This window comes from Actinomyces qiguomingii (assembly GCF_004102025.1).
GTDB classification, from domain to species: Bacteria; Actinomycetota; Actinomycetes; order Actinomycetales; family Actinomycetaceae; genus Actinomyces; species Actinomyces qiguomingii.
In genome coordinates this window covers 226,591-253,465 of the sequence record NZ_CP025228.1, presented here as the reverse complement: position 1 = coordinate 253,465, position 26,875 = coordinate 226,591, and the positions used below count along the sequence as shown (strand labels likewise).

22 protein-coding genes are annotated in these 26,875 nt (G+C 67.6%); 16 read left to right on the top strand and 6 right to left on the bottom strand.

What is annotated here, in order from left to right:
- The first annotated feature begins 33 nt into the window (after positions 1-33).
- The 7 genes from CWT10_RS01110 to CWT10_RS17000 all read left to right on the top strand — a co-directional run bounded on the left by CWT10_RS01110 (position 34) and on the right by CWT10_RS17000 (position 8,231).
- Positions 34-1,425 carry an extracellular solute-binding protein gene (locus tag CWT10_RS01110; RefSeq protein WP_103063006.1) on the top strand — a complete coding sequence of 464 codons (1,392 nt, stop codon included), beginning with the start codon at positions 34-36 and terminating at the stop codon, positions 1,423-1,425.
- Complete coding sequence (locus tag CWT10_RS01105; protein ID WP_103063005.1) at positions 1,425-2,360, top strand: carbohydrate ABC transporter permease; 936 nt, start codon at positions 1,425-1,427, stop codon at positions 2,358-2,360. Before CWT10_RS01110 ends, CWT10_RS01105 begins: the two co-directional genes overlap by 1 nt.
- A 1-nt stretch (position 2,361) precedes the next feature.
- Positions 2,362-3,237, top strand: coding sequence for a carbohydrate ABC transporter permease (locus tag CWT10_RS01100; protein WP_233188136.1), 876 nt, complete (start codon positions 2,362-2,364; stop codon positions 3,235-3,237).
- Between the two features lie 70 nt (positions 3,238-3,307).
- Positions 3,308-6,385, top strand: coding sequence for an alpha-mannosidase (locus CWT10_RS01095; RefSeq protein WP_103063004.1), 3,078 nt, complete (start codon positions 3,308-3,310; stop codon positions 6,383-6,385).
- Between the two features lie 408 nt (positions 6,386-6,793).
- A complete protein-coding gene (locus CWT10_RS17205) occupies positions 6,794-7,141 on the top strand; it encodes a hypothetical protein (protein ID WP_128683201.1) in 348 nt (115 codons plus the stop codon).
- Positions 7,141-8,016: a DDE-type integrase/transposase/recombinase gene (locus CWT10_RS17005; RefSeq protein WP_244936754.1), complete on the top strand. Its 876-nt coding sequence runs from the start codon at positions 7,141-7,143 to the stop codon at positions 8,014-8,016. The genes CWT10_RS17205 and CWT10_RS17005 overlap by 1 nt, the downstream gene beginning before the upstream one ends.
- Positions 7,986-8,231, top strand: coding sequence for an integrase core domain-containing protein (locus tag CWT10_RS17000; protein ID WP_218937333.1), 246 nt, complete (start codon positions 7,986-7,988; stop codon positions 8,229-8,231). Before CWT10_RS17005 ends, CWT10_RS17000 begins: the two co-directional genes overlap by 31 nt.
- 891 nt (positions 8,232-9,122) lie before the next feature.
- Here the strand turns inward: CWT10_RS17000 and CWT10_RS01080 are convergent.
- Entirely contained in the window at positions 9,123-9,602 is a 480-nt protein-coding gene (locus CWT10_RS01080) for a MerR family transcriptional regulator (protein ID WP_103062946.1), read from the bottom strand.
- Positions 9,603-9,710: 108 nt separating this feature from the next.
- Between CWT10_RS01080 and CWT10_RS01075 the strand changes: the two genes are divergently transcribed.
- Positions 9,711-10,247, top strand: coding sequence for a nitroreductase family protein (locus CWT10_RS01075; RefSeq protein WP_103062945.1), 537 nt, complete (start codon positions 9,711-9,713; stop codon positions 10,245-10,247).
- A 906-nt stretch (positions 10,248-11,153) separates the two neighbouring features.
- Here the strand turns inward: CWT10_RS01075 and CWT10_RS01070 are convergent.
- Genes CWT10_RS01070 through serS form a run of 3 tightly spaced genes read right to left on the bottom strand, consistent with a single transcriptional unit; the run spans position 11,154 to position 15,098 of the window.
- The gene (locus tag CWT10_RS01070; protein WP_103062944.1) at positions 11,154-12,776 is read right to left on the bottom strand and encodes an ABC transporter substrate-binding protein; all 1,623 of its coding nucleotides are present in this window, start codon (positions 12,774-12,776) and stop codon (positions 11,154-11,156) included.
- Positions 12,773-13,819, bottom strand: a complete 1,047-nt coding sequence (locus CWT10_RS01065; protein WP_103062943.1) for an HAD family hydrolase — start codon at positions 13,817-13,819, stop codon at positions 12,773-12,775. The genes CWT10_RS01070 and CWT10_RS01065 overlap by 4 nt, the downstream gene beginning before the upstream one ends.
- Before the next feature lie 4 nt (positions 13,820-13,823).
- Positions 13,824-15,098, bottom strand: coding sequence for a serine--tRNA ligase (serS, locus tag CWT10_RS01060; RefSeq protein WP_103062942.1), 1,275 nt, complete (start codon positions 15,096-15,098; stop codon positions 13,824-13,826).
- A gap of 431 nt (positions 15,099-15,529) precedes the next feature.
- On the opposite strand from serS, the gene CWT10_RS16930 reads away from it, so the two are divergent.
- The 7 genes from CWT10_RS16930 (at position 15,530) to CWT10_RS01030 (ending at position 21,883) form a co-directional block, all read left to right on the top strand.
- Positions 15,530-15,814 carry a hypothetical protein gene (locus CWT10_RS16930; protein WP_174721925.1) on the top strand — a complete coding sequence of 95 codons (285 nt, stop codon included), beginning with the start codon at positions 15,530-15,532 and terminating at the stop codon, positions 15,812-15,814.
- Between the two features lie 849 nt (positions 15,815-16,663).
- The gene (locus tag CWT10_RS01050) at positions 16,664-17,134 is read left to right on the top strand and encodes a hypothetical protein (RefSeq protein ID WP_103062941.1); all 471 of its coding nucleotides are present in this window, start codon (positions 16,664-16,666) and stop codon (positions 17,132-17,134) included.
- Entirely contained in the window at positions 17,131-17,256 is a 126-nt protein-coding gene (locus CWT10_RS17605; protein WP_269843759.1) for a hypothetical protein, read from the top strand. The genes CWT10_RS01050 and CWT10_RS17605 overlap by 4 nt, the downstream gene beginning before the upstream one ends.
- Before the next feature lie 48 nt (positions 17,257-17,304).
- On the top strand, positions 17,305-17,880 hold the full coding sequence (locus tag CWT10_RS01045) for a hypothetical protein (RefSeq protein ID WP_103062940.1): 576 nt from the start codon (positions 17,305-17,307) through the stop codon (positions 17,878-17,880).
- Complete coding sequence (locus tag CWT10_RS01040) at positions 17,877-19,028, top strand: DEAD/DEAH box helicase family protein (RefSeq protein ID WP_128683200.1); 1,152 nt, start codon at positions 17,877-17,879, stop codon at positions 19,026-19,028. The genes CWT10_RS01045 and CWT10_RS01040 overlap by 4 nt, the downstream gene beginning before the upstream one ends.
- Positions 19,029-19,250: 222 nt before the next feature.
- Positions 19,251-20,201 (top strand): hydrogen peroxide-inducible genes activator, encoded by a 951-nt coding sequence (locus CWT10_RS01035; protein WP_103062938.1) that lies wholly within the window; start codon positions 19,251-19,253, stop codon positions 20,199-20,201.
- 473 nt (positions 20,202-20,674) lie between these two features.
- Positions 20,675-21,883, top strand: a complete 1,209-nt coding sequence (locus CWT10_RS01030) for a diacylglycerol/lipid kinase family protein (protein WP_103062937.1) — start codon at positions 20,675-20,677, stop codon at positions 21,881-21,883.
- A 61-nt stretch (positions 21,884-21,944) separates the two neighbouring features.
- On the opposite strand, the gene pheA is transcribed toward CWT10_RS01030, so the two are convergent.
- Positions 21,945-22,901, bottom strand: coding sequence for a prephenate dehydratase (gene pheA, locus CWT10_RS01025; RefSeq protein ID WP_103062936.1), 957 nt, complete (start codon positions 22,899-22,901; stop codon positions 21,945-21,947).
- 557 nt (positions 22,902-23,458) lie between these two features.
- On the opposite strand from pheA, the gene CWT10_RS01020 reads away from it, so the two are divergent.
- Positions 23,459-25,858, top strand: coding sequence for a hypothetical protein (locus CWT10_RS01020; RefSeq protein WP_128683199.1), 2,400 nt, complete (start codon positions 23,459-23,461; stop codon positions 25,856-25,858).
- A 50-nt stretch (positions 25,859-25,908) separates the two neighbouring features.
- Here the strand turns inward: CWT10_RS01020 and CWT10_RS01015 are convergent, their stop codons facing one another.
- Positions 25,909-26,736: a glycosyltransferase gene (locus tag CWT10_RS01015; protein ID WP_103062934.1), complete on the bottom strand. Its 828-nt coding sequence runs from the start codon at positions 26,734-26,736 to the stop codon at positions 25,909-25,911.
- Between the last annotated feature and the right edge of the window lie 139 nt (positions 26,737-26,875).

Genomic DNA, 26,875 nt, shown 5'->3' with positions numbered 1-26,875 from the left:
ACAGTGGACGCCCCGGCGCAAAGGAGCCCACCCATGCCCCACTCACCCGCACCCCTAACCCGCCCGGTCCCGAGCCGCCGCAGCTTCCTGATCGGCGCCTCACTCGCCTCGGCCGCCGCCGCGCTCGCCGCCTGCTCCGGCTCCTCAAGCGAGCGCTCCAGCAACACCCTCAAGGTCGCCTACCAGAAGACCTCCGCCTTCACCCAGCTCGAGGACCTACTGACAAAAGCCAAGGGCGAGTTCGAAGCCGCCAACTCCGAAGTCACCATTGAGCTGGTGCCCATCGAGGCCGAGCAAGACCAGTACTTCACCAAGCTCGCCCTGATGAACGGCTCGGATTCCACCGCCCCCGACGTCATCTACGAGGACTCCTTCCAGGTCCGCTCCGACGCCGCCGCCGGCTACCTCATGCCCATCGATGAGTACGTGGAGGCCTGGGAGGACTGGGACCAGTTCGTGGACTCCGCCAAAGAGGCCGGACTCGGCGACGACGGCAAACTCTACGGCGTCTCCATGGGCACCGACACCCGCGGCATCTACTTCAACAAGCAGATCTTCGCCCAGGCCGGGCTGCCCGAGGACTGGCAGCCGACCACCTGGGATGAGATTCTCGACGCCGCCCGCACCATTAAGAACAAGGTCCCCGACGTCATCCCGCTGAATATTTTCGTCGCCAAGGCCGGCGGGGAGATGACCTCCATGCAGGGCTTCGAGATGCTCCTGTCCGGCACCGACTCCGAGCTGCTGTACAACGCCGATACTCAGAAGTGGGTCACCGGCTCACAGGGCTTCGTTGACTCCCTGGCCTTCATGGACACGGTCTACGCCGAGGAACTCGGCCCCGGCCTTGATGTCGCCCTGGACGCCACCATCGGCAACCGCGTCTCCACCGAGCTGCTTCCTGAAGGAAAGCTCGCCATCGCGATCGACGGCTCCTGGATGCCCGGCGGCTGGATCTCCGGCGACAACCCTTGGCCCGAGTGGGAGGAGACGATGGGGCTGGCCATGATGCCCACGCAGAACGGCCAAGGCGAGGGCTTCACCTCCATGTCCGGCGGCTGGACACTCGCCGTCGGCTCCAAATGCGCCAACCCCGACGCCGCCTTCCAGTTCATCTCGATCGCTCTGAACTACGAGAACACCCTCAAATACGACACCGAGAACGCCCAGGTAGCCGTGCGCACGGACGTGGCCGAGTCCGAGGAATACCTCTCCTACAACCCCAGTTTCGAGTTCTTCTCCGGCCTGGTTCAGTACACCCACTTCCGCCCCACCACCCCCGACTACTCACAGATCTCCGGGAACATCCAAATCGCCTGCGAATCCGTGGTCACCGGTGACGCCACCCCGGAGCAGGCCGCCGCCACCTACGACTCCGGCCTGATCGCAATCGTCGGCGAGGACGGCACCGAGGCGGCCTCCTGATGTCCGTCCCAACCGCAACCGTTACGACGGCGGTACGCACGAGCGCGTCGTCGTCCCGCCGGCATAGCCCAGGGCGAGTTCTACAGCGCACCGCCCCACTGATTCCCGCCGTCGTCCTGCTCGGCATGTTCCTGCTCGGCCCGATTCTCTACTCGCTGTACGGCTCACTGACCGACCGGGCGATGAGCGGTTACAAGGCGGCCGCGCCACAGTTCGTGGGCCTGGACAACTACGTCGCACTCCTGTCCGATCCGGCCTTCCTGAAATCGATCCTCCTGACGGCGGTGTTCGTCTTCGCCTCGGCGATAGTCGGCCAGAACGTCCTGGGCATGGCCTTGGCCGTCCTCATGCGCCACTGCGCCCGCCCGCTGGCCTCCCTGGTGGGCGGAATCGTGGTGGTGGCCTGGGCGCTGCCGGAGATCGTGGCGGCCTTCGCCTGCTACGCCTTTTTCGCCTCCGAAGGCACTCTCAACTCGATGCTCGCCTTCATCGGCCTGACCGGCCCCAAGTGGCTGCTCACCTTCCCCATGCTTTCGGTAATACTCGCCAATGTCTGGCGCGGCACCGCCTTCTCGATGATGCAGTACAACGCGGCGCTCGCGCAGGTGCCGCCGGAGGTGAAAGAGTCCGCCGCCATCGACGGCGCCTCCGCCGCGCAGAGCTTCTTCCGGATCACGCTGCCGATCATTCGACGTTCCATCGCCACCAATCTCATGCTCACCACCCTGCAGACGCTCGGGGTGTTCACCCTCATCTGGGTGATGACCGGCGGTGGCCCGGGCACGAGCTCCTCCACCCTGCCGGTGCTCGCCTACCAGGAGGCCTTCAAATTCTCCCAGGTCGGCTACGGCACGGCGATCGCCACCGTCACCCTGCTGGTGGGGGCGGTCTTCTCCGTCGTCTACATGAAACTGCTCAAGCCGGAGGTGGACTGATATGCCCCACATGCCCGACATGCCGCAGCAGACCGCGCCGCTAAGACTGAGCGCCCCGCGCGGGCGCGGGTTGAAACTCGCCGCCTCGGCGATCATGGCACTGATCGGGGTGTGCTTCCTGATCCCGCTGGCCTGGATCATCCTGTCCGCCTTCGATCCCGCGGCCACCGTGTCCATCTCCGTGCCCGAGACCTGGACGCTGTCCAACTTCACCGAGATCGCCAACGTCGATGAGACCCTGCGGCCCCTGTGGAACTCGGTGCTGATCTCCCTGGGCACGGCGACACTCACCGTGGTGGTGGCCACGCTCGCCGCCTACCCGCTGTCGCGCTTCCAGATGCGCTTCAACAAGGCCTTCATGTACACAATCCTGTTCGGCACCTGCCTGCCGATCACGGCCATGATGGTGCCCGTCTACACCCTGTTCGTCAGCTTCCAGCTACTCGACTCGGTTGCCGGCACCATCGCGTTCATGGCGGCCACATCCCTGCCCATGGCGATTTGGATGATGAAGAACTTCATGGACTCCGTGCCGCTCTCTCTGGAGGAGGCCTCCTGGGTGGACGGCGCCTCCGCCATGACCGCCCTATGGCGGATCGTAGTGCCACTGATGAAACCCGGTATCGCCGTGGTGTTCATCTTCGTGTTCACCGGTGCCTGGGGCAACTTCTTCGTTCCCTTCGTGCTGCTGTTCGCCCCCGAGCACCAGCCCGCCGCGGTGGCCATCTACAACTTCTTCGGCACTCACGGCTCCATCGCCTACGGCAAGCTGGCCGCCTTCTCCATCTTCTACTCCACTCCCGTGCTGCTGCTCTATCTCATTGTGCAGCGCCGCGCGGGCGGGGGCTTCGCCATGGTCGGCGCCGTCAAGGGCTGATACGGCGCCAACAGCTCATCGCATAGCAGGCCACCACCGCGCCGCATACAACACCAGGAAAGACCAACACATGCATTCCAATCCCCTCCTGACTGAGCAGCGCACCGCGCGCCTGCTGCGCGACCATGTGCGCCCGGCGATCCATCGGGACCGCAGGCCCCTGAAGCTGTCGACCTGGCAGGCACCGGGTGAACCGGTCCCCTTCACCCAGGCCGTCGCCGAGACCTACTCCCCCATCGCCGTCGGCGCCCCCTGGGGACCGCCGTGGGGCACCACCTGGTTCCACGCAACCGGACGGGTGCCCGCGGCATGGCGCCAGGCGGAGGGCACCCAGGTAGAGCTGAGCATCGACCTGGGCTTCACCCCCACCCAGCCCGGCTTCCAGGCGGAGGGCCTGCTGCTGCAGCCCGACGGCACGGCGATCAAGGCACTCTCCCCCCGCAACCACACGGTCCCCTGGGACAGCGGGCCGGATGCGATCGACGTCTACGTCGAGGCCGCCTCCAATCCCGACGTCGCCGGCGACTTCGACTTCTCCCCCACGCCTTACGGCTACAAGGAGACCGCGGGCAGCAACCCCCTCTACCGGCTGGGCGCCGTGGATGTGTGCCTGCGCGACGACGTCGTGTGGGAACTGACCCAGGACCTGACCGTCCTGCTGGAGCTGGCCGCTGCCCTCCCGGATGACTCCACCCGCCGCGCCCGCATCGATACGGCGCTGGAGCGCGCCGCCGACCTGATCGACCCCGCCGACGTGGCCGGCACCGCGGCTGCCGCCCGCGCCGAACTGGCCGGAGTGCTTGCCAGCCCGGCCTATGCGAGCGCGCACCATGTGCTCGCCGTCGGGCACGCGCATATCGACTCCGCCTGGCTGTGGCCGGTGCGCGAGACGGTGCGCAAATGCGTGCGCACCTTCTCCAATGCGTTGGCGCTTATGGACCAGGACCCGGACTTCGTATTCGCCTGTTCCTCCGCCCAACAGTACCTGTGGGTCAAGCAGGCCCAACCGGAGCTGTATGAGCGCATCCGGCAGCGGGTGGCCGAGGGACGCTTCGTGCCCGTGGGCGGCATGTGGTTGGAGTCGGACACGAATATGCCCGGGTCGGAGGCGCTCGCCCGCCAGTTCATTGAAGGGAAACGTTTCTTCCTGGAGGAGTTCGGGGTGGAAACGCGTGACGTGTGGCTGCCGGACTCCTTCGGCTACACCGGCTCACTGCCTCAGATCGCCCGGGCCGCAGGGTCAACCTGGTTCCTGTCCCAGAAGCTGTCCTGGAACGACACCGATCACATGCCGCATCACACCTTCTACTGGGAGGGCATCGACGGCTCCCGCGTGCTGACGCACTTCCCCCCGGTGGACGCCTATAACGCCCGGCTGACCGTGGCCGAACTGCGCCACGCCGAGGCGAACTTCGCGGAGAAAGGCATTAGCACCAGCTCGATCGTGCCTTTCGGCTACGGCGACGGCGGTGGGGGCCCCACCCGGGAGATGCTGGCAGCCGCGCACCGCTTCCGCAGCCTGGAAGGGGTGCCTACGGTGGAGCTGGGCAGTCCGAACACCTTCTTCGAACGCACCCAGGCCGAGTCCCTGGCCGCCGGGGGTGGAGGCGGCACTCGGCTACCGGTGTGGAACGGGGAGATGTACCTGGAGTTCCACCGCGGCACCTACACCTCCCAGCTGCGCACCAAGCAAGGCAACCGCCGCAGCGAACACCTGCTACGAGAGGCCGAGCTGTGGGCGGCGACGGCGGCGGTCTACGAGGGCGCGCCCTACCCCTACGAGGACCTGCAGGAGTCGTGGCGCACGGTGCTGCGCAACCAGTTCCACGACATTCTCCCGGGCACCTCCATCGGCTGGGTGTACCAGCGCACGGAGGCCGAGTACGCCGAGGTCACGCGCACGCTAGAGGCGGTGATCGGCGACGCCGTCGCCGCGCTTGTGGGAAGCGGGGATACACCGCTGCTGCTCAACGCCGGCCCGGCGCCGCGCGACGGCGTGCCCGCACTGGGCGCCGCTGAACCGGTGCCCGCCGTAGGCGAGGTGTCGGTGGAGCGGTCCGGGACCGAATGGGTCATCGGCAACGGGCTGCTCCGCCTGGTGGTCGATGCCGCCGGGACCCTGACCTCGGTGGTCGACCTGGAGGCCGACCGGGAGCTGCTTCCGTCCGGCACCCGGGCGGGCCTGTTGCAGCTGCACCGCGACACTCCGCGACAGTGGGACGCCTGGGACATCGACGTCGAGTACCGGCACACGGGCACGGACGTGCTTGACGTACGGGGCCTGGAGGTAATGCAGGACGCGGAGGGCGCCTGCGTGCGCCTCACCCGCGCCCTCGGGCGGGCCTCCACGCTGGTGGAGCGCATCCGCCTGCGCCCGGGAGCCAAGCAGGTGGTCTTCGACTTCGACGTTGACTGGCACGAGCGGCAGCAGCTGCTCAAGCTGGCCTTCCCGTTGGACCTGGTGGCGGACGCCTCCACCGCGCAGATGCAGTTCGGGCACGTGTCCCGCCCGACGCATCAGAACACTTCCTGGGACGCCGCCCGCTACGAGGTCTGCGCCCACCGCTGGATTCATGTGGGCGAGCCGGGTTACGGGGTGGCGGTGTTGAACGACTCCACCTACGGGCATGACGTCACCCGGGACGTGGACGCCTCCGGCCACCCCACGACTACGGTGCGCCTGTCCCTGCTGCGGGCCCCCCTGTTCCCGGACCCGGAGGCCGACCAGGGGCGGCACCGGCTGCGGGTGGCGCTGCGCCCGGGGGCAACGATCGACGACGCCGTGCGGGAGGGATACGCTTTCAACCTGCCCGAACGTATGGTCACCGGCGCCCGGGAGCTCGCCCCGCTTGTGTCCGTGGAGGGCGCCGGCGTGGTGGTGGAGGCGGTCAAACTCGCCGAGGACCGCAGCGGTGACGTCGTCGTCCGCCTGTATGAGTCGCTTGGGGCTCGTACCCGCGGCACACTCACCACCGGCTTCGCCGCCGCCTCGGTGGAGGCCACCGACCTGCTAGAGCGAGCGAGCGAGGATGCCCGTCTGCGCACCGTTCCCGCCGAGGGCATCGGCGGAGAGCAGACGGGCGCGCTGACCGCCGTTTTCGAGCTGCGCCCTTTCCAGATCCTCACCCTGCGGATCGCGCAGGCCTAAGGGTTAAGCATCGGTCGACGGCGGGGCCGACCACCGCCCCGCCCATGCGTCATGAAGGTCTAGCGGGTTCTGGCGGCGAAGGCGGCGGGATGCCGCGGACCGCAGTCAGCTGCTAAACCGGCTCTTCCGGTTCGAGGCCCCCAACACCGAGTCCGGCAGATATAACCAACGAGATCGGCAGAAATAACCATCGAGTTCGGTCGGTGGAGCTGGCGAGTCGGGGAAATCTGGCTCTTCGTGTTTGGGGGTGTGGTGGGTGGTGTGTTCTGGCCTGTCCGGGCGGAACTCTCCGGCGTTCGAAGGCGCCGTCCCGTGTTCGATGATTTGCTTCAGCGTTCGTGTCCGGTTTTGGGCTGAGGATCAGACCGCATGGGTAGGGTCTTCGTGACACCTTGAGGAGGGTGCGCGATGAGCAGTGATGCTGACACGACGAGGGGTTCTGGGCGTCGGGCCAAGGTGTTCTTGTCGCCTTCGCAGAAGTATGAGATCTACGTAAGGCTGATGCGAGAGGAGGTCACGGTGGGGGCGGCTGCGACCGAGGCCGGAGTGGACCGCTCCACGATCGTGAGGCTGCGGCAGGTCGCCAGGCAAGGCGCCTTGGACGCGTTGTCGGCTTCGCGTCCGGGTTCGTCTGGCAAGTCGGCTCGTGATGTCGAGCTTGAGCAGGCCAGGGCCGAGATCGACCGCTTGACCCGTACGGTGACGGAGCAGGCGGTGAAGTTGGTGGTGCTGGAGAAAAAAGGGGGCTCGGTCTGATGCCCGGTGCCCCGGTCCCCGCCCGGGTGGATGCGCCCGTCAAACAGGGGCTTTTGGAGCTGGTGGACTACGCCACCGGTCAGGGCTGGACCGTGGCTAAGGCCTGTGAGGTCCTGGGACTGGCCGAGCGACGCTACCGGCGCTGGAAACGGCGCCAGAACGGGGTAGGACTGGCCGACGCCCGGCCTGGCGCCGCTGTCAATGCCCTGATGCCGTGCGAGATCGAGGCGATTGTGGACGCCTTCGAGACTTTCGGTGAGAAGGACTTCTCTCACCGTCGCCTGGCTCACCGAGGCTCCTACAACGGGTTGTTCTGGGCGTCGGCCTCCACCGTCCGCAGGGTCCTGAATGACCACGAGCTTCGGTTCAGGCATCCCGCCCGGCCAGCGCGCTCCAAGCGTCGTCCGTTCCCCGACTGGGCGACGTACAAGCCCAACTCGATCTGGATCTACGACTCCACTCACTTCACCGCCTGCGGCATGACTGTGCTGATCATCGAGGATCTGGTCTCACGCAAGTGGATCACCCATGTGGTCTCCAGCGAGGAGACCCACCACCAGGTCCGCCTCGCCTTCGAGCAGGCCCTGGACGCCGAAGGCCTGCTCGAGGCCGCCCTGGAACGAGCCCAGGCCCTGAAGCGCCAGCTGACGCTTGACGGAGACGATGAACTGACCCCGATCCTGTTGGCGGTGTCCGACAACGGCTCCCAGATGATTGCTGCCAACACCCGCAGGTTCATGGCCATGGTCGCCATCGCCCAGCACTTCGGACGGCCGGCGACACGCGGCCGACCAGGCCCGGGGTCGAGTCCCTCAACGGAACACTCAAGGCCGAGTGGCCTCACCTGCTGGCAATCACCGATCCCGCTGTCCTGAGGGCCGAACTCGACTCTGTGCGCACCGAGTACAACAGCCAGCGCTTGCACTCCGGAATCGGCTACGTCACACCCCTGGACGAGCACACCGGGCGCGGGCCGGCCATCCGCAAGGCCCGCCAGGAAGGCCTGAAACGGGCCGCTCAGCAGCGCCTTGCCTACAACCGCAAACAACGAGACAATCAAACCAACCAAGAAGACCACGATGATGTCTGATCCAACCGCCCCAAGCGGACATTAACGCTGAAACAGGTCATTCGAGCGCGGTCTGCCGTGTCCGGACGCTGTTCCTGTGTTTGAGGACGGCCTGTCGCCGTCGACGGGCGTGGCACCCGCAAGATCGGGCGGCCCCGGTGTCTGAGGGCTGCTCTGGTGTTTGAGGGCGGTCTGGGCGTTGCTGTTCCGGTGGCCCGTACTCTCCGGCGTGAGGTGCTGGTTTTCGACATGAACGGCCGTCTTGCACACCATCGCCGGGGGTCTATGGGTGCCACCGACCCCGGGTACAGGGCCAGACAGTTCGTACGTTCCACTTTCGGTTCGTCACCCAGCACTCCCACGATTGGGCATCTGGCACACGCCAATGAACACGCCAACAGCCCACACCCACCAAGCAACGGCACATTGGGCTGCCGCCACCAAGGCGGCACGACATCAAAACCACTGAAACCACCCCAAGGTTGTCCCCCCCCAGGGGCGCCCCACCACCCCGATTCTGGACACTTCCTCCGCCCCGCCGGCCCCACCAACCGAACTCGATGGTCATATCTACCGAACTCGATGGTTATATCTACCGAACTCGGCAAACACGGCCTCGACCGGAAGAGCCGGAAATCCAGAATCGGAACAAACGGCACGACCGTACCCTATGCCACCCGCCAGACCCGCATGATTCCAGGGCAAGCCAGTGCGTCTGGTTACCGACTCGGCCTACTGCCCGACGCCTGGATGCCCACGCGATCAACTCGGCCGTGGCCCAGGCATGCCGGATCCCAACCACGCCAACGCCCACACTACCCACCCCACCACACTCCAAGCCTGAAGAGCCGCTAAGCCAAGAACTGTCCGCCCGGGTCCGTAACCGTAGTGACCCACCAATTACATACGCTCTCATCCCTGCGCCGATTCGTGCGCGTAGCCACCCACCTTTGCATAGAAATCACGAACCCGTTGAGGCACGTCTCGCTCCGAAAGTTGCCTGAACCACCATGCATCACCACGCCTCTCGGCCTCCTGCATGTACCAGCACTTATACTCCAGGATCTCGAGCGCACCCTTCAGCGCAGCTATCTTCATGCGCGTCTTTCGACGCTGATCCTCATACATTCGAAGACGTTCCGTTATTGTCGAATCGCCCTCAAAATACAGATCCATAAAGTGTTTAATGCTAGCGAGAGACATGCCCGTCTCTTTTAGCGTGTGGATAATAAAAAGAGCCTCAAAATCACTCTCCGTGAACGTGCGCACGCCCGCCGCATTCCGTGCCACGAAGTCAAGCAGTCCACGCCTGCCGTAGTACCGCAGAGTCGTCTCTGGCATGCCCGTCCGCGCGGACACTTCCTTCACCGTATAGGTCTTACCATCTCCCATGGAGCACCTCCTGAACCTTGCCTTAGACCATGGTCTCAAGTGTAGACCGTAGGTGCGGAACGCAGGCCGGGGACCGCTCCCGGCCCACCGAGAGAGGCGAGACGTACCATGGAAAACGAGCTGTTCGAACTTACCCGCAGGCGTAGGTCCATACGCCGCTACCGAGGCGGGCCTGTAGACGACGAGGTGATTCGGGAGATCATGCGTGTGGCAATGACGGCCCCGAGTTCCTTCGGACACGATGCGGTGGAGTTCGTCGTGGTGAGGGATCCGGACATGATTCGGCGGGTCGGCGCCTGCAAAACCCTCGGCGGGTCTCAGGTGGAGGGGGCGGCCGCGGTGATCGTAACTCTGGTTCACACCGCAGACAGCCGTCAGGCCGAGTTCTGGATCGAAGACGGAGCTATTGCCTCGGTGTATGTGCTGCTTGCCGCCGAGCAGTACGGCCTGGGCGCGTGCTGGGTGCAGATCCGGAACCGTACGGGCCGTCATGACACCTCCGACAAGGAGATCCGCGACCTATTGGGCGTGCCCTCGGGATTCACGGTACTAAACCTCGTGGCTGTTGGCGAGAAGGGCGAGCACAAGCCGCCTTACACGGACGCCGACCTGACGTGGGAGGACGTGCATTACGAGAAGTTCTAAGCCTCTTCCGGTTTGATGTATGCGTGTCGAGATCGGCTGCTATAACCATCGAGTTCGGTCTGTTGGGTTGGCGGATCGGAGGAAGTGTCCAGGTTATGGACAAATGCGCCGTTTACGGGCTCTTCCGGTTTAACGGTGTAGTGGGTGGGCGTGGGGCCGGCAGGGTCCCGGCCTCGTACTTGGACCGCGCTTCTGCGGATGGACCGGGCTCCTGCGCTTGGACCGTCTGAGAGTGCGTTTCAGGCGGTCCAACCGCAGCCAGGCGGTCCGGGTGCGGGGTGCTGAATCAGGCCAGTGCGATTACCTTGGACGGTTGCCACCCGCGGTCGACAGTCAAGATGCCGCAGGCCGCGAACGTGATCAGCAGCCGGCCCGGCTGAGCCACGCGCCCGGCTGATCTGCCGGCCCGGCCGAGACACGCGCCCGGCCGGGCTGTGGGACCGGCCGGGACACGGGCCCGTTTCATTGCCAACGACGTCCAAGTCGATCGGACAAGGGGGCCCGGTCGGCGACCAGACGCCCTGGCCTGCCCACCACACCGGGACGGTAGGCGAACCCCTCCAGCCACTTGGCGCGGTACCGCGGCCTGCTCACCACACCAGGACGGTAGACCAGCACCTAAGAGCCAAAGTGTCCGGATTCGGCGCAAACACCCCGTCCCGCCCAGCGCACGCCCTCGGATTCGTTGGAATCATGCGGATCTGGTGGGCGGCGTCGGCCGGGGGATCCTCGTTCGTGCCGATTCTGGACACTTCCCCCCACCACGCCGGCCCCACCAACCGAACTCGTTCGTCATATCTACCGAACTCGATCGTCATATCTACCGAACTCGATCGTCATATCTACCGAACTCGATGGTTATATCTACCGAACTCGGCGAAGACACGCTCGAACCGGAAGAGTCGCTCACTCGGGCCAGGCGGCCTCCGCCACGCCCAACGCCTCCTTGGAGTCCAGTTCACCATTAGTCCATCGGCTCAAGGCGCTCCACAACGCCTCCGTGCCCACGGTTGACGGCATCGAATCCGAGGCGTCGAAACGAATCACGGATTGACGCGATTGCAGCAGCACAGTGGCGCGCCGAGCCACATCCGAACGCAACTTCGAGGCATCCACACTCCGGTTGGCGGTGGCCACACCTCCAAGGTCAACTCGCCTCTGCGCCCACTCGGGGCTGGTCAAATAGGTCATAACCGCCTCGACGGCCTCGGGATCAGGACCACCCTGCTCGTCGTTGCCCGCAGTCGTCTTGGGTGATACGGCAGCCAGATCCACCAGGAAGTCCCCGCCAACTATCACCGGCGAACCCGCATCGTCATCGGCCGCCCCCGGCACGAGGAAAGCGGAGACAGCACCCTGCGACGACGCCTGGGAGGCGGTGGCTGACGGCTCGGCACCACTTTGAGGAACGGCCGAACCACTAGCCCGTGTACCGGAGGCGGTGCCAGTGGCGGCACCCATTCCGCCGTCGGCGCTGACCACCGTCGCACCCTCGGGCAATAGGTTCTCATAGCCGGAGGAGGCGTGCAGCATATAGCACGACCCACCCAGCAACTGCTCGGCAGCCTCCTCCACGGTCACGGCTCCGGCGCCCTCGCCCCCGCCGGGCACATGCCCATCGGTCAGCAGCAGCTCACCGACCGTGTCCAAGGCGCCCACGGCCGAGACGTCGTCGAGGGCGACGGCGTGATTCGCCCAGGCGTCGTATGCGCCGACGCCGCGCGTGGCCAGCAGAGTTTCCTCCAGCCAGTCGCTTACGGGCCAACCGCTGGAATCGCCATCGGCCACACCCAGGCACCAGGGGGTGGCACCCGGCGTCTTGTCGGTCGCGGCGCCTTCCTCCGCGGCGCCTTCCGCCGCGGCGTCCTCATCCACAGGGTCACCGGCATTGTCCGCGGCAATGCGCTCAGTCAACGCCACCAGCTCATCCCAGGTGGTGGGAACCTGGTAGTCGGCCTGCGCGAAGGCGGCCGGGGAGTACCAGATGAAGGACTTCACCGAGGCCATCAGCGGGGCGGCGTACAGGACGCCGTTCACCGAGCCGGCCTCCAGCCAGTTGCGGTCCCAGCCAAGCTCAATATTGGCGCCGACAGAGTCCGGCAGCGCCACCAACATGCCGGAACGCGCCAGGTCGCCCACCAGACCCGGCTGAGGGACCACCGCCAGGTCCGGAAGGTCCGCAACCCCTTCCTCGGACCCGGGCTGTTCCATGGACCGCCGCAGCAACACCTCCAACTCGTCCGAGCCGGAGTGGACGACGTCGATGCCGGTGCACTCCTCGAACTGTTCCAGGGAGGCCTCGAAGCGTTCCGCCTCCGTCCCGGTGAACGCGGTGGCGATGGTGACGGTCGTACCCTCGGGGAACTCGACGCCGGCCAGATCAGCGCAGGGCTGTGCGGCCGAGCCGGTGGGATCGGGGTGGTCGGCCGAGCAGGCGGCCAGACCTCCCGTCAGCGCCAGGAACGCCGCCGCAGCCGGGGCCGCGACCTTGGCGGCGGCACGCCGTCGGGTGATCCACGACCGTTTCATGTGCTCCTCCGGGTTCTCTCCACTACGGCGTCCAGTACGGCCGCACAACCATCGTGCCATACCGTATCGGTAACAAGATCCCCCTGTTCTTTAACCCACTGTGGCGCCGACCCCATTACCGCCCCGACGCCCGCCCAACGCAGCATCTCGACGTCGTTTGTGCCGTCACCCACGGCAATGGCGTGTTCGGAATCCGTTCCGAGCCGACCAACGAGCGCCTCCAGCGCGGAGGCCTTGGTGATTCCCTGCGGGGCGACGTCGAGCCACGCCGTCCAGCCGACCGCATACTCCACCGAGTGCAGGGCGGCCCGAGCGACCACGGCACTGAACTCCTCCACCGGCATGCCCGGCGCCCGCAGCACCACCCGAGTCACCTCCCCACGGCGCAGCTCCTCCAGAGGGACCACCGTCTGCTTCTCCATCAACTCGCCGTCGGGGAAGGGCCGGGACACCCGGAAGCCCGCCCCCAGGTCTTCCACGGCGATGATTCCGTCCGGCACCGCCTCCAGCAGCGCGTCGATGGCGCTGGACGGGTTGAAGGTGCGCGAGTCGACGATCTCATAGCCACCCGGGAAGGCCGGATCCAGGCGCAGCGTGATGGCGCCATTGGCGCAGACCATCCACCCGTCGGTCATCCCCAGGCGTCGGGCTACCGGCAGGGCGGCTGTGATGCCGCGCCCGGTGGCGATCACCACCTGCACGCCGCGGTGACGCATGCGGGCGATCGAGGCCATGACGCGTTCGGAAACACGACCGTCCAGGTCCAGGATGGTGCCGTCCACGTCCAGGGCCACCACCAGCCGCTCATCCGGGAGCATGCGGGCCCGGCCGCTCCCGCCGTCGGCCTCCAGGCGGTCCAGGTCGGCCATGCGGGCACGCACCAGCGCGTGGTAGTCGTCGTGGGACAGCGTGCGGTCGTATCCGGGCCCGTAGACGCCGACCGTCTGGGAGTTCCAGGCGGCCGACCCGACCAGGGCGACGCCGTCGCCACGCCTGGGGGTCTTTCGGTCGGGCTGGGGCGGGGTGGGCGTTTCCCTGTCCATACCGTCAGGCGACCGGCTCGATGACCTCAAGGCCACCCAGGTAGGGGCGCAGTCCCTCGGGCACGACGACGCTCCCGTCCGCGCGCTGCTGGTTCTCCAGGATGGCAACCATCCAGCGGGTGGTGGCCAGGGTGCCGTTGAGCGTGGCCACCGGGGCGGTCTTGCCGTCGCGGCGCTCCCGGATAGACAGGCGCCGCGCCTGGAAGGTGGTGCAGTTGGAGGTGGAGGTGACCTCCATCCAGCGATTCTGGGTCGGCAGCCAGGCCTCACAGTCGAACTTGCGGGCCGCGGAGGAACCCAGGTCGCCGGCGGCGGTGTCGATCACCCGGTAGGGCAACCCCACCAGGGCCAGCATCTCCTCCTCCATGGCCAGCAGCCGGGCGTGCTCCTCCGCGGCGTCCTCCGGGCGGCAGTAGGAGAACATCTCCGCCTTGTTGAACTGATGCACGCGGATGATGCCGCGGGTGTCCTTGCCGGCGGCGCCCGCCTCGCGCCGATAGCAGGTGGACCAGCCCATGTACCGCTTGGGTCCGGCGGACAGGTCGATGATCTCATCGGTGTGGTAGCCGGCCAGGGCGACCTCGGAGGTGCCGGTCAGGTACAGGTCGTCGGCGGGCAGGTAGTAGATCTCGTCACTGTGGGCGCCGAGGAAGCCGGTGCCGCCCATCACCTGCGGGGTGACTAGGGTGGGGGTGATCATGGGGATGAAGCCGTGCGCAACGGCCCTGTCCAGGGCGGCATTCATCAGCGCCAGTTCCAGGCGCATGCCCCAGCCCTTGAGGAAGTAGAAGCGAGCACCGGAGACCTTGGCGCCGCGGCGCGTGTCGATGATGTCCAGGCCCTCACCCAGAGCCAGGTGATCGGCCGGCTCGAAGCCCTCCGCGGCGAAGTCGCGCGGGGCGGGGCCCTCGTGACGCAAAACCACGTAGTCCTCCTCACCGCCGGCCGGCGCCCCCTCGATGAGATTCTGGAACTGGGAGGCGAGCTCCTCCAGGGTGGTGGCGGCGTCGTCGGCGGCCGCCTGCGCCTGGCGGACCTGCTCGGCCAGCTCCTTGGCGCCGCGCAGGGCGGCCTCGCGCTCCTGCGGGTTGGCGGCCTTGCCGACCGACCGGGAGACCGTTTTCTGCTCGGCGCGCAGGGACTCGAAGGCGGCCAGGCTGGTACGACGCGTCTGGTCCGCCTCAATGATGCGGTCGACGAGGGCGACGTCGGCCCCGCGGGCACGCTGGCTGGCACGGAAGGGCTCGGGGTTCTCCCGAAGCTCACGCAGATCGATCATGAGTGCGAGTGTAACCAGGCAGGGACGGTCTGCCTGAACTGGACCGGGTTTGATGGAGGCGGTGAATGTACGGAAGGATCACTGTCGGGAGTGGTACCTGTGGGAGTATCCCGGAGAGGGTCGCGGGAGTGGGCTACCCGGATGGGGCGTGCAGGGGCCTGTAGGGACCCGGAGAGGTCTAAGGGGGCGGACCTCGAGGATCGCCGATGAGCTGGGTGCCCTGCCCCGAGGCGCTGCGTACCTGGGACACACAAGGCCGAGGTTGACGCGGGCGCCCGGCCGGGAACTACGAGCGAGGATGCTGAGCGGATCAGGCAGCTGGAGGCCGACAAGCCGCGAGCCGTGATTTGCTTCAGCGTTCGTGTCCGGTTTTGAGCTGAGGATCAGACCGCATGGGTAGGGTCTTCGTGACACCTTGAGGAGGGTGCGCGATGAGCAGTGATGCTGACACGACGAGGGGTTGGGGGCGTCGGGCCAAGGTGTTCTTGTCGCCTTGGCAGAAGTATGAGATCTACGTAAGGCTGATGCGAGAGGAGGTCACGGTGGGGGCGGCTGCGACCGAGGCCGGAGTGGACCGCCCCTACGATCGTGAGGCTGCGGCAGGTCGCCAGGCAAGGCGCCTTGGACGCGCCTGCGGCCTGGGGGTGCGGGTTCGTCTGGCAAGTCGGCTCGTGATGTCGAGCTTGAGCAGGCCAGGGCCGAGATCGACCGCTTGACCCGTACGGTGACCCAGCAGGCGGTGAAGTTGGTGGTGCTGGAGAAAAAAGGGGGCTCGGTGGGATGCCCGGTGCCCCGGTCCCCGCCCGGGTGGATGCACCCGTCAAACAGGGGCTTTCGGGGGCTGGTGGATTACGCCACCGGTCAGGGCTGGACCGTGGCCAAGGCCTGCGGGGGTCCTGGGACTGGCCGAGCGACGCTACCGGCGCCGGGGCACGGCGCCAGAACGGGGTAGGACTGGCCGACGCCCGGCCTGGCGCCGCTGTCAATTCCCTGATGCCGTGCGAGGCCTGTGGCGAATTGTGGACGCCTTCGAGACTTTCGGTGAGAAGGACTTCTCTCACCGTCGCCTGGCCCCGCCGAGGCTCCTACAACGGGTTGTTCTGGGCCTCGGCCTCCACTGCCGGCCGGGTCCTAAAGTGACCACGAGCTTCGGCCCCGGGCATCCCGCCCGGCCAGCGCGCTCCAAGCGTCGTGCGTTCCCCGACCCGGCGACGTACAAGCCCAACTCGATCCTGGGTCCACCGACTCCACTCACATCGTCTCCGCCTGCTCCATGACTGTGCAGTTCACACCGTCCGCAGGCATTCTTACTGCGACAACCTGCCCCCGAACACCTACGACAACCACTACACACCCGCGACGCCAGCCACTACGCGTGGAACACGCCGCATGAACCAAACCCCCGTGTCCACAAAACAGGGGCAAGCCCCATCGTTTTCGTGTAGCGTCCGGGTCGGGAGGTCCTGATTATGAGTGATGGTGAGTCGACGTCCTCGCCCCAGCCCGGGCGGGCCGGGGACATGCCCGGCCCGGGTTCGGGACCGGTGCCGGAGGATCTGTCCTGAGTGAAGAACTCACGATTCACAATCGAGGAGATGCGAGAGACCGCATCAGAGGTTCTGGCACGGTTTGATCGTGATCGGGAGATTCAGCGGCTGCTGCGGCAGGGACTGACCCCCCAGCAGGTGATTGAACGCACCGGCTCCGAACCCAGGTTCGTGGCCCACGTGGGCCAGCAGATGGAGCGGGGTGAGCCGGTGCGTCCCGAAACCCCGGAGGAGCTGATCTTCCGGCGCTTCCTGGGGCAGATCAGCAGCCAGGAGATGATGGACCGGCTACGCACCTGGCCCTACACCTTCGGCCGCATCCGCGACTACGACGACTACGAGCGCGGCTCCTGGGACGACGTCGACGGCCTGAGCTCATTTGGGTACTTATCCGATCAGGAGTACCACGAGTTGCGGGCGATCACTGATCCGATGCCTAAGCCGCCCGACGATCCCATGCCCTGGGATGAGGACTGGAGGCCCCAGTGACACCCCCAACCCGGCACACCGGGAACACCCCGGCGCCGGAGGTTGTGGAGGCCACCGCCACCCAGATCCAGGCCATCATCGACCGCCTGCCCGGTGTTGACGGGTCCGGGTGGTGTCGGTAGGGTCACAGCATCGTTTTCGTGTAGCGTCCGGGTCGGGAGGTCCTGATTATGAGTGATGGTGAGTCGACGTCCTCGCCCCAACCCGGGCGGGCCGAGCCGCCCGGGGACATGCCCGGCCCGGGTTCGGGTCCGGTGCCGGAGGATCTGTCCTGGGTGAAGAACTCACGATTCACAATCGAGGAGATGCGGGAGCGCGCGGCCGGGGTTCTGGCGTTGATTGACAGTGATCGGCAGTTCGAGCGGCTGCTGCGGCAGGGACTGACCCCCCAGCAGGTGGCTGAGCGCACCGGGGAGGAGGAACGCTTCGTCCTGACCGTCAAGCGCATGATGGAGCGGGGTGAGCCGGTGCGTCCCGAAACCCCGGAGGAGCTGATCTTCCGGCGCTTCCTGGGGCAGATCAGCAGCCAGGAGATGATGGACCGGCTACGCACCTGGCCCTACACCTTCGGCCGCATCCGCGACTACGACGACTACGAGCGCGGCTCCTGGGACGACGTATATCGCCTCGGAATGAAAGGATATCTAAGCGATCAGGAGTACGACGAGCTGGAGGCGATTACTGATCCGATGCCTAAGCCGCCCGACGATCCCATGCCCTGGGATGAGGACTGGAGGCCCCAGTGACACCCCCAACCCGGCACCCCGGGAACACCCCGGCGCCGGAGGTTGTGGAGGCCACCGCCACCCAGATCCAGGCCATCATCGACCGCCTGAAACCAGACCACACCCTGCCCCGCAAACCCACCCGGGGTTCGTTCTGGCACCAGCTGCAAGACGCTATCTCCAACGCCTACCGGGCTCGGGCCGGGGAGCACGGCTCACGCGGGGGCCGTGCGATCATCATGGCCGGGTCCCCAGGGGCCGGTAACTCCCAGGCCGTGGCCACCGCCCGCAAGGTCCTGGGACCAGAGCGCTCCAAACAGGTGGGGGTGGAGGAGGACGGCTACACCACCATCGACGCCGACGACATCAAACAACTCCTCCTGGGCAACCCCGTGCCCGGCCTGGACGTCAACCCCGAACTACTGGCCCAGGCCCGCACCCACTGGGACACTCTCATCACCACCCACGCCCCCACCCCCCTGGCCGACGCCCGCCCCATAACCCGCAGCGAACTGGCCACCCTCGTCCACCCCCTATCCACCAGCGCCGCCGACCTCGCCCGCAGCGACCTGCTCAGTGAGCGATTCGACGTCAAGATCGAAGGCACCCTGATCGGAAAGAACAAGGGGCCCCGTCTGATTCGTGAGCTCGAAGCCGCCCGCTACACGCGGGTGACCATCGTGGCGGTAGACACCCCCGAGCACATGTGCCTCGAAGGCGCGAGGGACCGATGGGCCGGGCCCCGCTCCCAGGGCGACCCCACCGCCCGCTACACCCCACCCACAGCCATCACCACCACCTTCACCACCAGCCCCAAACGCACCCGCACCTGCCGGTGCATCGAAAACGCCCAAACAACCCACCGGCTCGCCACCACCAGCACCACCCTGACCAACACCGACCTACTAATCACCCACCGCAAAGACCGCGGCCCCACCATCATCGACCACACCGACCGCAACGGCAACACAAACTCCTACTCCACACCCCACCCCCTCCTCAGCATCATCACACCACCACACACCCGACAAACAACCACCACGAAAAGCTCCACCGCCTCCACCGCACCAAGACAGCCACCCACCCGCCAAAACCCACTACCCAACAGCAACACCCCACGCCCCTACACCCCCAAACCACCCCAACCAAACCACGGCACCGAACGCTAACGAACCCACCACTGATCAACCACCACCACACGAGCTCCGGCACCGCGCAACCGCTGTCGACACGCGCACCACGAGCCGGTGTACCCCCTCTCCCTAACAGACCACTCCCCGCCCAACGGATGTAATCCATCCGGACGTGATCTAGAGTTAATACCGATAAACCGATCCCTTACCCACCCGGCTCATCCGGCCGGGCCACCGTCTACGGATTCAGGACCCACCATGTCCAGCACCACTCCCCCGTCCTTCTCCCAGTTGAGGTCCTTCGTCGCCCTGTGCGATCACCAGCACTTCGGCGAGGCGGCATCCGCCTTAGGGGTGAGCCAACCCAGCCTGTCCCAGGCGATCACCGCACTGGAGAAGCGCGTGGACGGGGAACTCGTCGAGCGCACCACGCGCCGGGTGCTGGTAACGCCGCTCGGCCAGGCCCTGCTGCCCTACGCCCGCGAAGCCGTGCTCGCGGCCGAAGCCTTCAACGAGGCAGTCACCAACCAGGGGGCCGCCCTGGCCGGCACCCTGCGCCTGGGCGTCATCCCCACTCTCGCCCCCTACCTGGTACCACTCGTGCTGGATGGCCTGGGTCACGAGCTGCCGCTGCTGAATCCCGAACTGCGGGAAATGGTCACCGGCGATCTGCTCGATATGCTGGGGCAGGGCCGCCTGGATGCCGCAATCATCACCATTGATGTCGATCTGCGCCGCGCCACGGCCATACCCATGTTCAGCGAGCCACTGGTCATCCTTGTCCCAGCGGACCACGCCTGGGCGGGCCGCGACGATGTCGCTCCCACCGAGCTGGACGAGCAGCGGCTGCTCCTGCTCGACGAGGACAACTGTCTACGCGACCAGACTCTGGCCCTGTGTCAACGCTACGGCGCCAACCCGCCGACCGCCGTCGCCACCACCCTGTCCACGGTGGTGCAGATGGTGTCCCACGGCGTCGGCGTGACGGTGGTCCCGGAAGGCGCCTTGAGTCTGCTCGCCGGAACTGAGTACGCCATCGCCCGCTTCGCCGCCCCGGCGCCTACTCGGCGCATCGGCATGGCTCACCGCCGCTCCTCCTCCCGCGGCGCCGACTTCTCCCGCCTCGCCGAAGTCATCACCAACCTGGCCCGGCGCGCCGGCCTGCCCGGCGCCCGCAACCTGCCCAGCGCCCGCGGCAACACTCCCTGATGCCCCCCAACCACCGAGTTCGGTCGATATAACCACCGAGTTCGGTCGAAATAACCACCGAGGTCGGTCGATATGGCGGCGGCACCGAACCTGGACATCCGACCGGCGGGGCCGGCGACTGCCGGCGCCCTCGGGCGTGACGGCGCGGGTCGGCGGGAGTTGCCGGTGTTCCGCCGTCGGTGTGCTCTCCTGCGCCGGTCCGTTCCGCACGGCCGACACGCCTGCGCGGGTCCCCATGCCCCCGCCTAGAACCACCAGCCCCACCCGGCCGCCACGCCCCCGAACCGGAAGAACCGTCTCCGGCAGGTAAAGGACGCAGCCGGTGGTCATCTGCTTGAGGATCAGGCGGCCTCCGTCCCGGGAACCCCGACCTCGCGGTCATCCGTTCGTCCACGGCCTTCCCATGCCACATCTCAGAACCAAAAGTCCCTGTATCCGGGCGCCGACACAACCGCACCGGTAGCCTTGACCGCATGACCGCCGGCCCCAACCCGGCACCCATTGCCGCCGTCGTCATCAATCCCGCCAAGCCGGCGATCACACGCCCCGTCCGGCAGGCGATTGCCGATGCGCTGCATCAGGCCGGCTACAGCACCATCTGGTTGGAGACCTCCACCCGAGAGACCGGCGCCACCCAGGCCCGGTTGGCGGTCGCCTCCGGCGCTCAGCTGGTGGTTGCCGCGGGCGGGGACGGCACGGTGCGATCCGTCGCCGCAGGGGTGGCTGGAACCGACGCCGAGATGGGGATCATGCCGCTGGGGACCGCCAATCTGGCCGCCCGCAATCTCGGCCTGCCGCTGCGCAACCACGCGGAACTCGCGCGCATCGCCGCCTCCGGCCGGGCGGCGCCGACCGACCTGTTGTGGGTGCGCACCGAGGCCGTTGGGCACACGGGTCCGCTGCAATCCGACGGCGGGACTGATACTCCCGGCGCCAACGCCCAAGGTCCCGACGGCGGGGGGAAAACTTGTGGCGACGCCGGCCCGGAAGCAGCCCCCGCCCAAGCCGGTAGCCATGCCGCGGACATCGCCGAACCGCCGCAGGGATGGGCGCGGCCGACCCTGGGTGGGGAGCATGCCTGCCTAGTGGTGGCCGGCATCGGCTTCGACGCCGGCCTGGTCGCCTCCACGCGGCCGGCTTTGAAGGAGCGTCTGAGCTGGGGCGCGTACGGGATCGCTGCACTGGAGAACCTGGGGCGACGCCGCATGGACCTGGTTCTGGGGATCAAGGACGCCACCTTGGCCGCCGTCGCACAGATCTCCGACGACGCCGGGTTCCATGCCCGTGTGACGCCCGAATCGCCGCCTGCATCATCTTGGCCTGTGCGCACCGAGCGGATGACGGCCCGCACACTGCTGATCGCCAACGGCGGGCGACTGCCGGCCGGTATCACGCTGCTGCCCGATGCGCGCCTGGATGACGGCATGCTCGACGTCGCGGCCATAGACACGCAGTACGGCCTGTGGGGGTGGGCGTCGTTGGCACGCCAGGTGCTGCCGCCGCATCCGGCCACCTACTCGCAGGGACGTGCCGCCCAGGTGCTCCTGCGGCGCGGACACGAAGTGACGGTGAGGTTGGATAGAGCCACCGCGGTGGAGATCGACGGGGACCTGGTGGCCCCCACGCGCGGAATCCGTGCCCGCCTCCAGGCCGGGGCCCTGAGGGTGCGGCGCCCCGCATAGCTCAGGGTGCGGCGCCCCGCATAGCTCAGGGTGCGGCGCCCTTAAGCGCCCGTCACCTCCTTCAGAGGGTGCGTCCGTCCAGCACGTCTGCCACCCAGGAGCGGGCCACGACGAAGTCCTTGTCGCTCGTGCCCGCGGGTACCACCACCGGCAGGGAGTCCAGACGCGGATAGGAGCCGAGAAAACGCAGGAATGGGCAGGTGCGGTGCAGACCGATGAAGGCCGCCTGCACGCGCTCGTCGCGGATGTGTCCCTCCACGTCGATGGAGAAGCGGTAGCGGCCCAGAGAGTCGCCGACGGGTCGGGACTCGATGCGCGTGAGGTTCACGCCGCGGACGCTGAACTGTTCGAGCATGTCCAGCAAGGCGCCGGCCCGGTTGTGCGGCAGCTGCACCAGCAGGGTGGTCTTGTCGGCACCGGTCGGCTCACCGACTCGTCCGGGTCGGGAGACCTTCACGAAGCGGGTGACGGCCTCGGGATTGTCCGCCACTCCCCCGGCGATGATGTTCAGGTGGTACTGCTCGGCGGCAAGCGGGTTGCACAGAACCGCCTGGTAGTCCAGGGCGGCGGCCGCGGCGTCGTCGGCCTGAGCCAGGGCGCGGGCGGGCGCGGAGGTGGAGCTGCCCTCAACATAGACCGCATCCGGCAGATGCTGGTGCACCCAGCCGCGGCACTGCGCCCAGGCATGCGGGTGGGTGGAGATGGCGCGCACGTCCTCCAGACGCGTGCCCTGGCGCCCGGCCAGCACGAAGGTGATGGGCACGGCCATTTCCGCTGCTATCACCAAGGGTGCGCCGGCCACGAGGTTGTCGAGTGTGGCATTCACGCCGCCCTCCACGGAGTTCTCAATGGGGACGACGGCGGCGACGGCGGAGCGTTCCCGCACCCGGTCCAGGGCGGTGGGGACGTCCTGGCAGGGGTCTAGGACGACGTCGCGGGGGGCCACCTGCCGCAGGGCGGTTTCGCAGAAGGTGCCGCCGGGGCCGAGGAAGGACCAGGTTGGGGCTGGAGACGTCATGGGCCCAGGTTATCTGGCTCTTCCGGTTTGGGGGTGTGGGGTGTTGGTTGGGTTGGTGCGGTTGTCTGGTTTGATGTGGTTGTCGGTGGTGGCGGATGGTGCAGGTGCGCCTGTGGTCGACGGTTGAGGTGCTGTAGAGGGCGCTGCCGCGGTCGGGAGCCGGCCTGGCTGGAATGCCAGCCTGGCTGGGATGCGGGCCCGGTTCATCGGCCAAGACGCCCGTGCCGGTCGGGCCGGATCTGGACGCTTCCCCCGGGCCCGCCGGCCCACCGACCGAACTCGACGGTCATATCTACCGAACTCGACGGTCATATCTACCGAACTCGGCGGTCATATCTACCGAACTCGGCGGTTATATCTACCGAACTCGGCGGTTATATCTACCGAACTCGACGGTCATATCTACCGAACTCGACGGTCATATCTACCGAACTCGGCGGTCATATCTACCGAACTCGACGGTCATATCTACCGAACTCGGCGAACACAGCCGAAACGGAACGGCCGGTTACCCCGGAGTCGACCGGCGGTCGCGATGCTCCACGTAGGCTGGCGGCATGAGCCAACCCGCGTATGCCCGGCGACAACCTCCGCGTCGGGCCGCGGTATGGGTGGTGGCGGTGGCACTGTTCATGGGGATCGTTGGCACTATCGGGGCTACAGGGGTTGTGGAAACGGCCGTGCCGGACGCGGCTGCCGCATCCTCCACCTCCTCATCGCCGGAGCCCGGGGCCGCAACAGGGGCCGCTTCGGCCGCCGACGGGCGAAGCGCGCCGTTGGTGGTGCTGGGGGTGGACGGCCTGTCCTGGCAGAAGCTGCGTGAGCTGTCGGGAGACGCCGACGCCCGGGTCTCCGCGGCGGCCGCCTCGGTGCTGAACTACGCGGAGAAGAACACCCCGGTCAACCTGGTTCAACGCACGATCGGGGAGGACACCTGCCCGGCGGATGGCTGGCTGACGCTCGGAACCGGGACACGCGCCCGCGCCTTCCACCGAAACACCCGGGATACGGCTGCGTGCGCCGACTCCACCTGGGAGGAGGCGGCCCGGCTGGCCACCGCCGACGGTTACGGCGCCCAGCCGGGCGCGCTGGCGCAGGCGCTGGAGGCGGGTGGGGCGAGCTACGCCGCCGTGGGGAACGGCGCCGTGCTGGCACTGACCACGCAGGACGGACCGCCCGCGACGCTCGACCCCACCACCGTGTCGACTACCGCCGACGGCCAGCTGCCCGATCTGACTCTCATAGACCTCATGGACGTCGGCCTCATCACCGGCTCTTCATCCTCCGCGGCCGCCGAGCGTGCCGCCGGTGCCACCGGTGCCACCGCGGGCGAGGCCCCGGCGGCACGGGCCGTCATAGCACTGGCGAGCGCGCTTGAGACTCTGGCGGGCCGAGTGCGCGTCGTCGTCGTATCCGTTGCCGACCCGCGCGACCCCTCCCCCCAGCTGGCGATCCTGCCCGCCGACACCGGCTCTGCGCGCGGCAACGTCAATGGCCTCCTGGTCGGCCCCACCACCCACCGCCCCGGCCTCATTCAGCTGACCGACCTGGCGCCGACGCTGCTGGCGGCCGTCGTCGGAGACGGCGCCGTTGCCGCCTCAGGCCTGGGCGGTGGTGTGCTGACGCTGCCGAGCGCCCCGCCGATCCCACCCACCGATTCCGCGAGCGCGCCCGACTCCTCCTCTGCAGCGCACACCGACCGCGTCTCGGAGCTGGCCGACGACGCCGTCCACGCCGTCGCCTCTAACCGCGCCGTAATCCCGGTTACCCTGGTGCTGCTGGCGGCCGCGCTGGCCCTGCTGATCGCCGTCGGTGCGGCATTGCGCCACCCGAGCTGCGGGGAGCGTGCCTGGCTGGGCGCAGCGGCCCGCTGGGTGACCGCCCTGCCGGCCGGGCTCTGGTTGGCCAACCTGGTGCCGTGGTGGCGGGCCGGGGCGTGGGCGCCGGCGGTGGCGGTGCTGGCCGCAGCCGCCTGGGGACTGGCGCTCGCCGTCGGCGCGGGGGCGGTGGCCCGAGTGGACCGCCTGGGTCGGTCGGGTGCGGCGCTGGCGCTGGCCGCCACCGGTCCAGTGGTGATCCTGGCCGACGCCGCCGCGGGCTCACCACTCGGATTCAACGGGCCGCTGGGGATGAATGCGGTGGTTGCGGGACGTTTCTACGGGGTGTCGAATACGGCCTTCGCGCTGGCTGCGGGCGCGCTGGTGGCGGTGCTCGCCGCCGGCGCGCAGCGGCTTGCCGCCGGGCATTCGCGCCGGCTCCCGGTGGTGGCGGCCGCCGTGGGCCTACCGGGGCTGGTCGTCCTGGTTGTTGACGGCGCCCCATTCCTGGGTGCCGACGTCGGTGGGGCGCTGACGCTCATCCCGGTGCTGGTATCGCTGGCCGCGGGCCTGGCCGGGGTGAGGTTGGGGCCGCGTCGTTGGCTGGGCGTCGCGGCAGTGAGTGTGGGCGTCGTCGTCGCCTTCGCGCTTGCGGACTACGCCACCGGCTCACGCACCCACCTGGGAGGCTTTGTGCGCCAGACACTGGACGGGAGCGCGGGCAGCACCTTGATGCGCAAGGCGGACGCGCTTATCGCCCCGTTCCGCACCAGCCCATTGGCACTGCTGGCTCTCGTGTTAGGGGTCGGATTCGCCATCGGCGTCGTGTGGTGGCTGTGGCGCACGGTGCGAGTTGCCAGGTCTGGGCGCGGCCCCTATGCGTGGCTGGCGGCTACGCCCGCACCCGCCTGGCTGGAGCCGGCGCTGCGGGCACTGGTGGTGCTCATGGCGGTGGAGATGGTTGTCAACGACTCCGGCGCAACCATGCTGCTGTTCTCACTGGCTGCCGCGCTGCCGGCGCTGGTCACGTTGTTGGAATGCGGCCCGGGAGTCGACCAGCGGCTCTGCCACATCATCGCACCAGACGGCGAGAAAGCCGAAGGCCCCGAGGCCTTGCGTCAATCCGCGGTGAAGTGCTGAAGCTCCTAGATACGCAGATATTCGCCGAGGCTCCCCGCTGCCAGGCACGCTTATGACCGCTCCTGCGCCCGGGCGCGGTAGGCGCGGAAGGGCATCGGATCGTGCAAGGCGTCGACCCGCTTGTCCATGGGCACACGCACGCGGCGCAGACGGCGGGAGGCCACGGCGCGCAGCACGTCCTTGTACTGGGCGGCACGGTGTATTCGGCCGGCACGGTCGTCAAGGGAGACGCGGTGGGTGATGTCGCAGGGCACCTCAATGACGGTCATGCCGGCGACCAGCACGTCGATACTCAGCGCAACCTCAACCCCCCAGCCATCGGCGAGCGGAGAAGCCGCCTCATAGGCGGCACGAGTGATGCAGCGTTGCCCCGACAGCGGGGCCACGGGAGTCCAACCGGTCGCCGAGAAGATGGCTGAACGGGCGGCGCGCACTACGCGCCCCTTCCCGCCGGCCCCGGCCTGCTTGGGGGGGACGGCGACGGACATGTCGGCCACGCCGTCGACGATCGGCGGGACCAGCTCGGCGCAGGCAGCGGCGGAATCACCCAGATCCGCATCAATGAACAGCAGCAGACGCGCGGGGCCGTCCTCGTAGTCGCGCATGGCCACCACGCTCGCACCGGTCTCCAGGGCGGAGGCCTTGCCCCGTGAGACGGCGTGGCGGACGGTGACGGCGCCGGCGGCGCGCGCATGCTCCTGAGTGCCGTCGGTGGAACCGTCGTCGACGACGACGACCAGGTCCACCCGGGGAATAGCCCGACAGGCACGCACTGTGGCCGCAACGCGTTCAGCCTCATCCTTGGCCGGGATGACGACGGCAACGCGCTGTTCGGCGAGCGGGTCGGGGTGCGGCTCAGATGGCGGAGTCGGGCTCACGGCCCCAGGGTAGCCATATAGACGGCGACTCGTTCTCAGGCGAGACGCCGTCGGGTCACAGTCCAGTCTCACGATGCGGACGCCGGTCGGTGGCGGTGCAGCTCCCGGCGTCACCCGCGCCCGAGTCTGTCAGCCATGG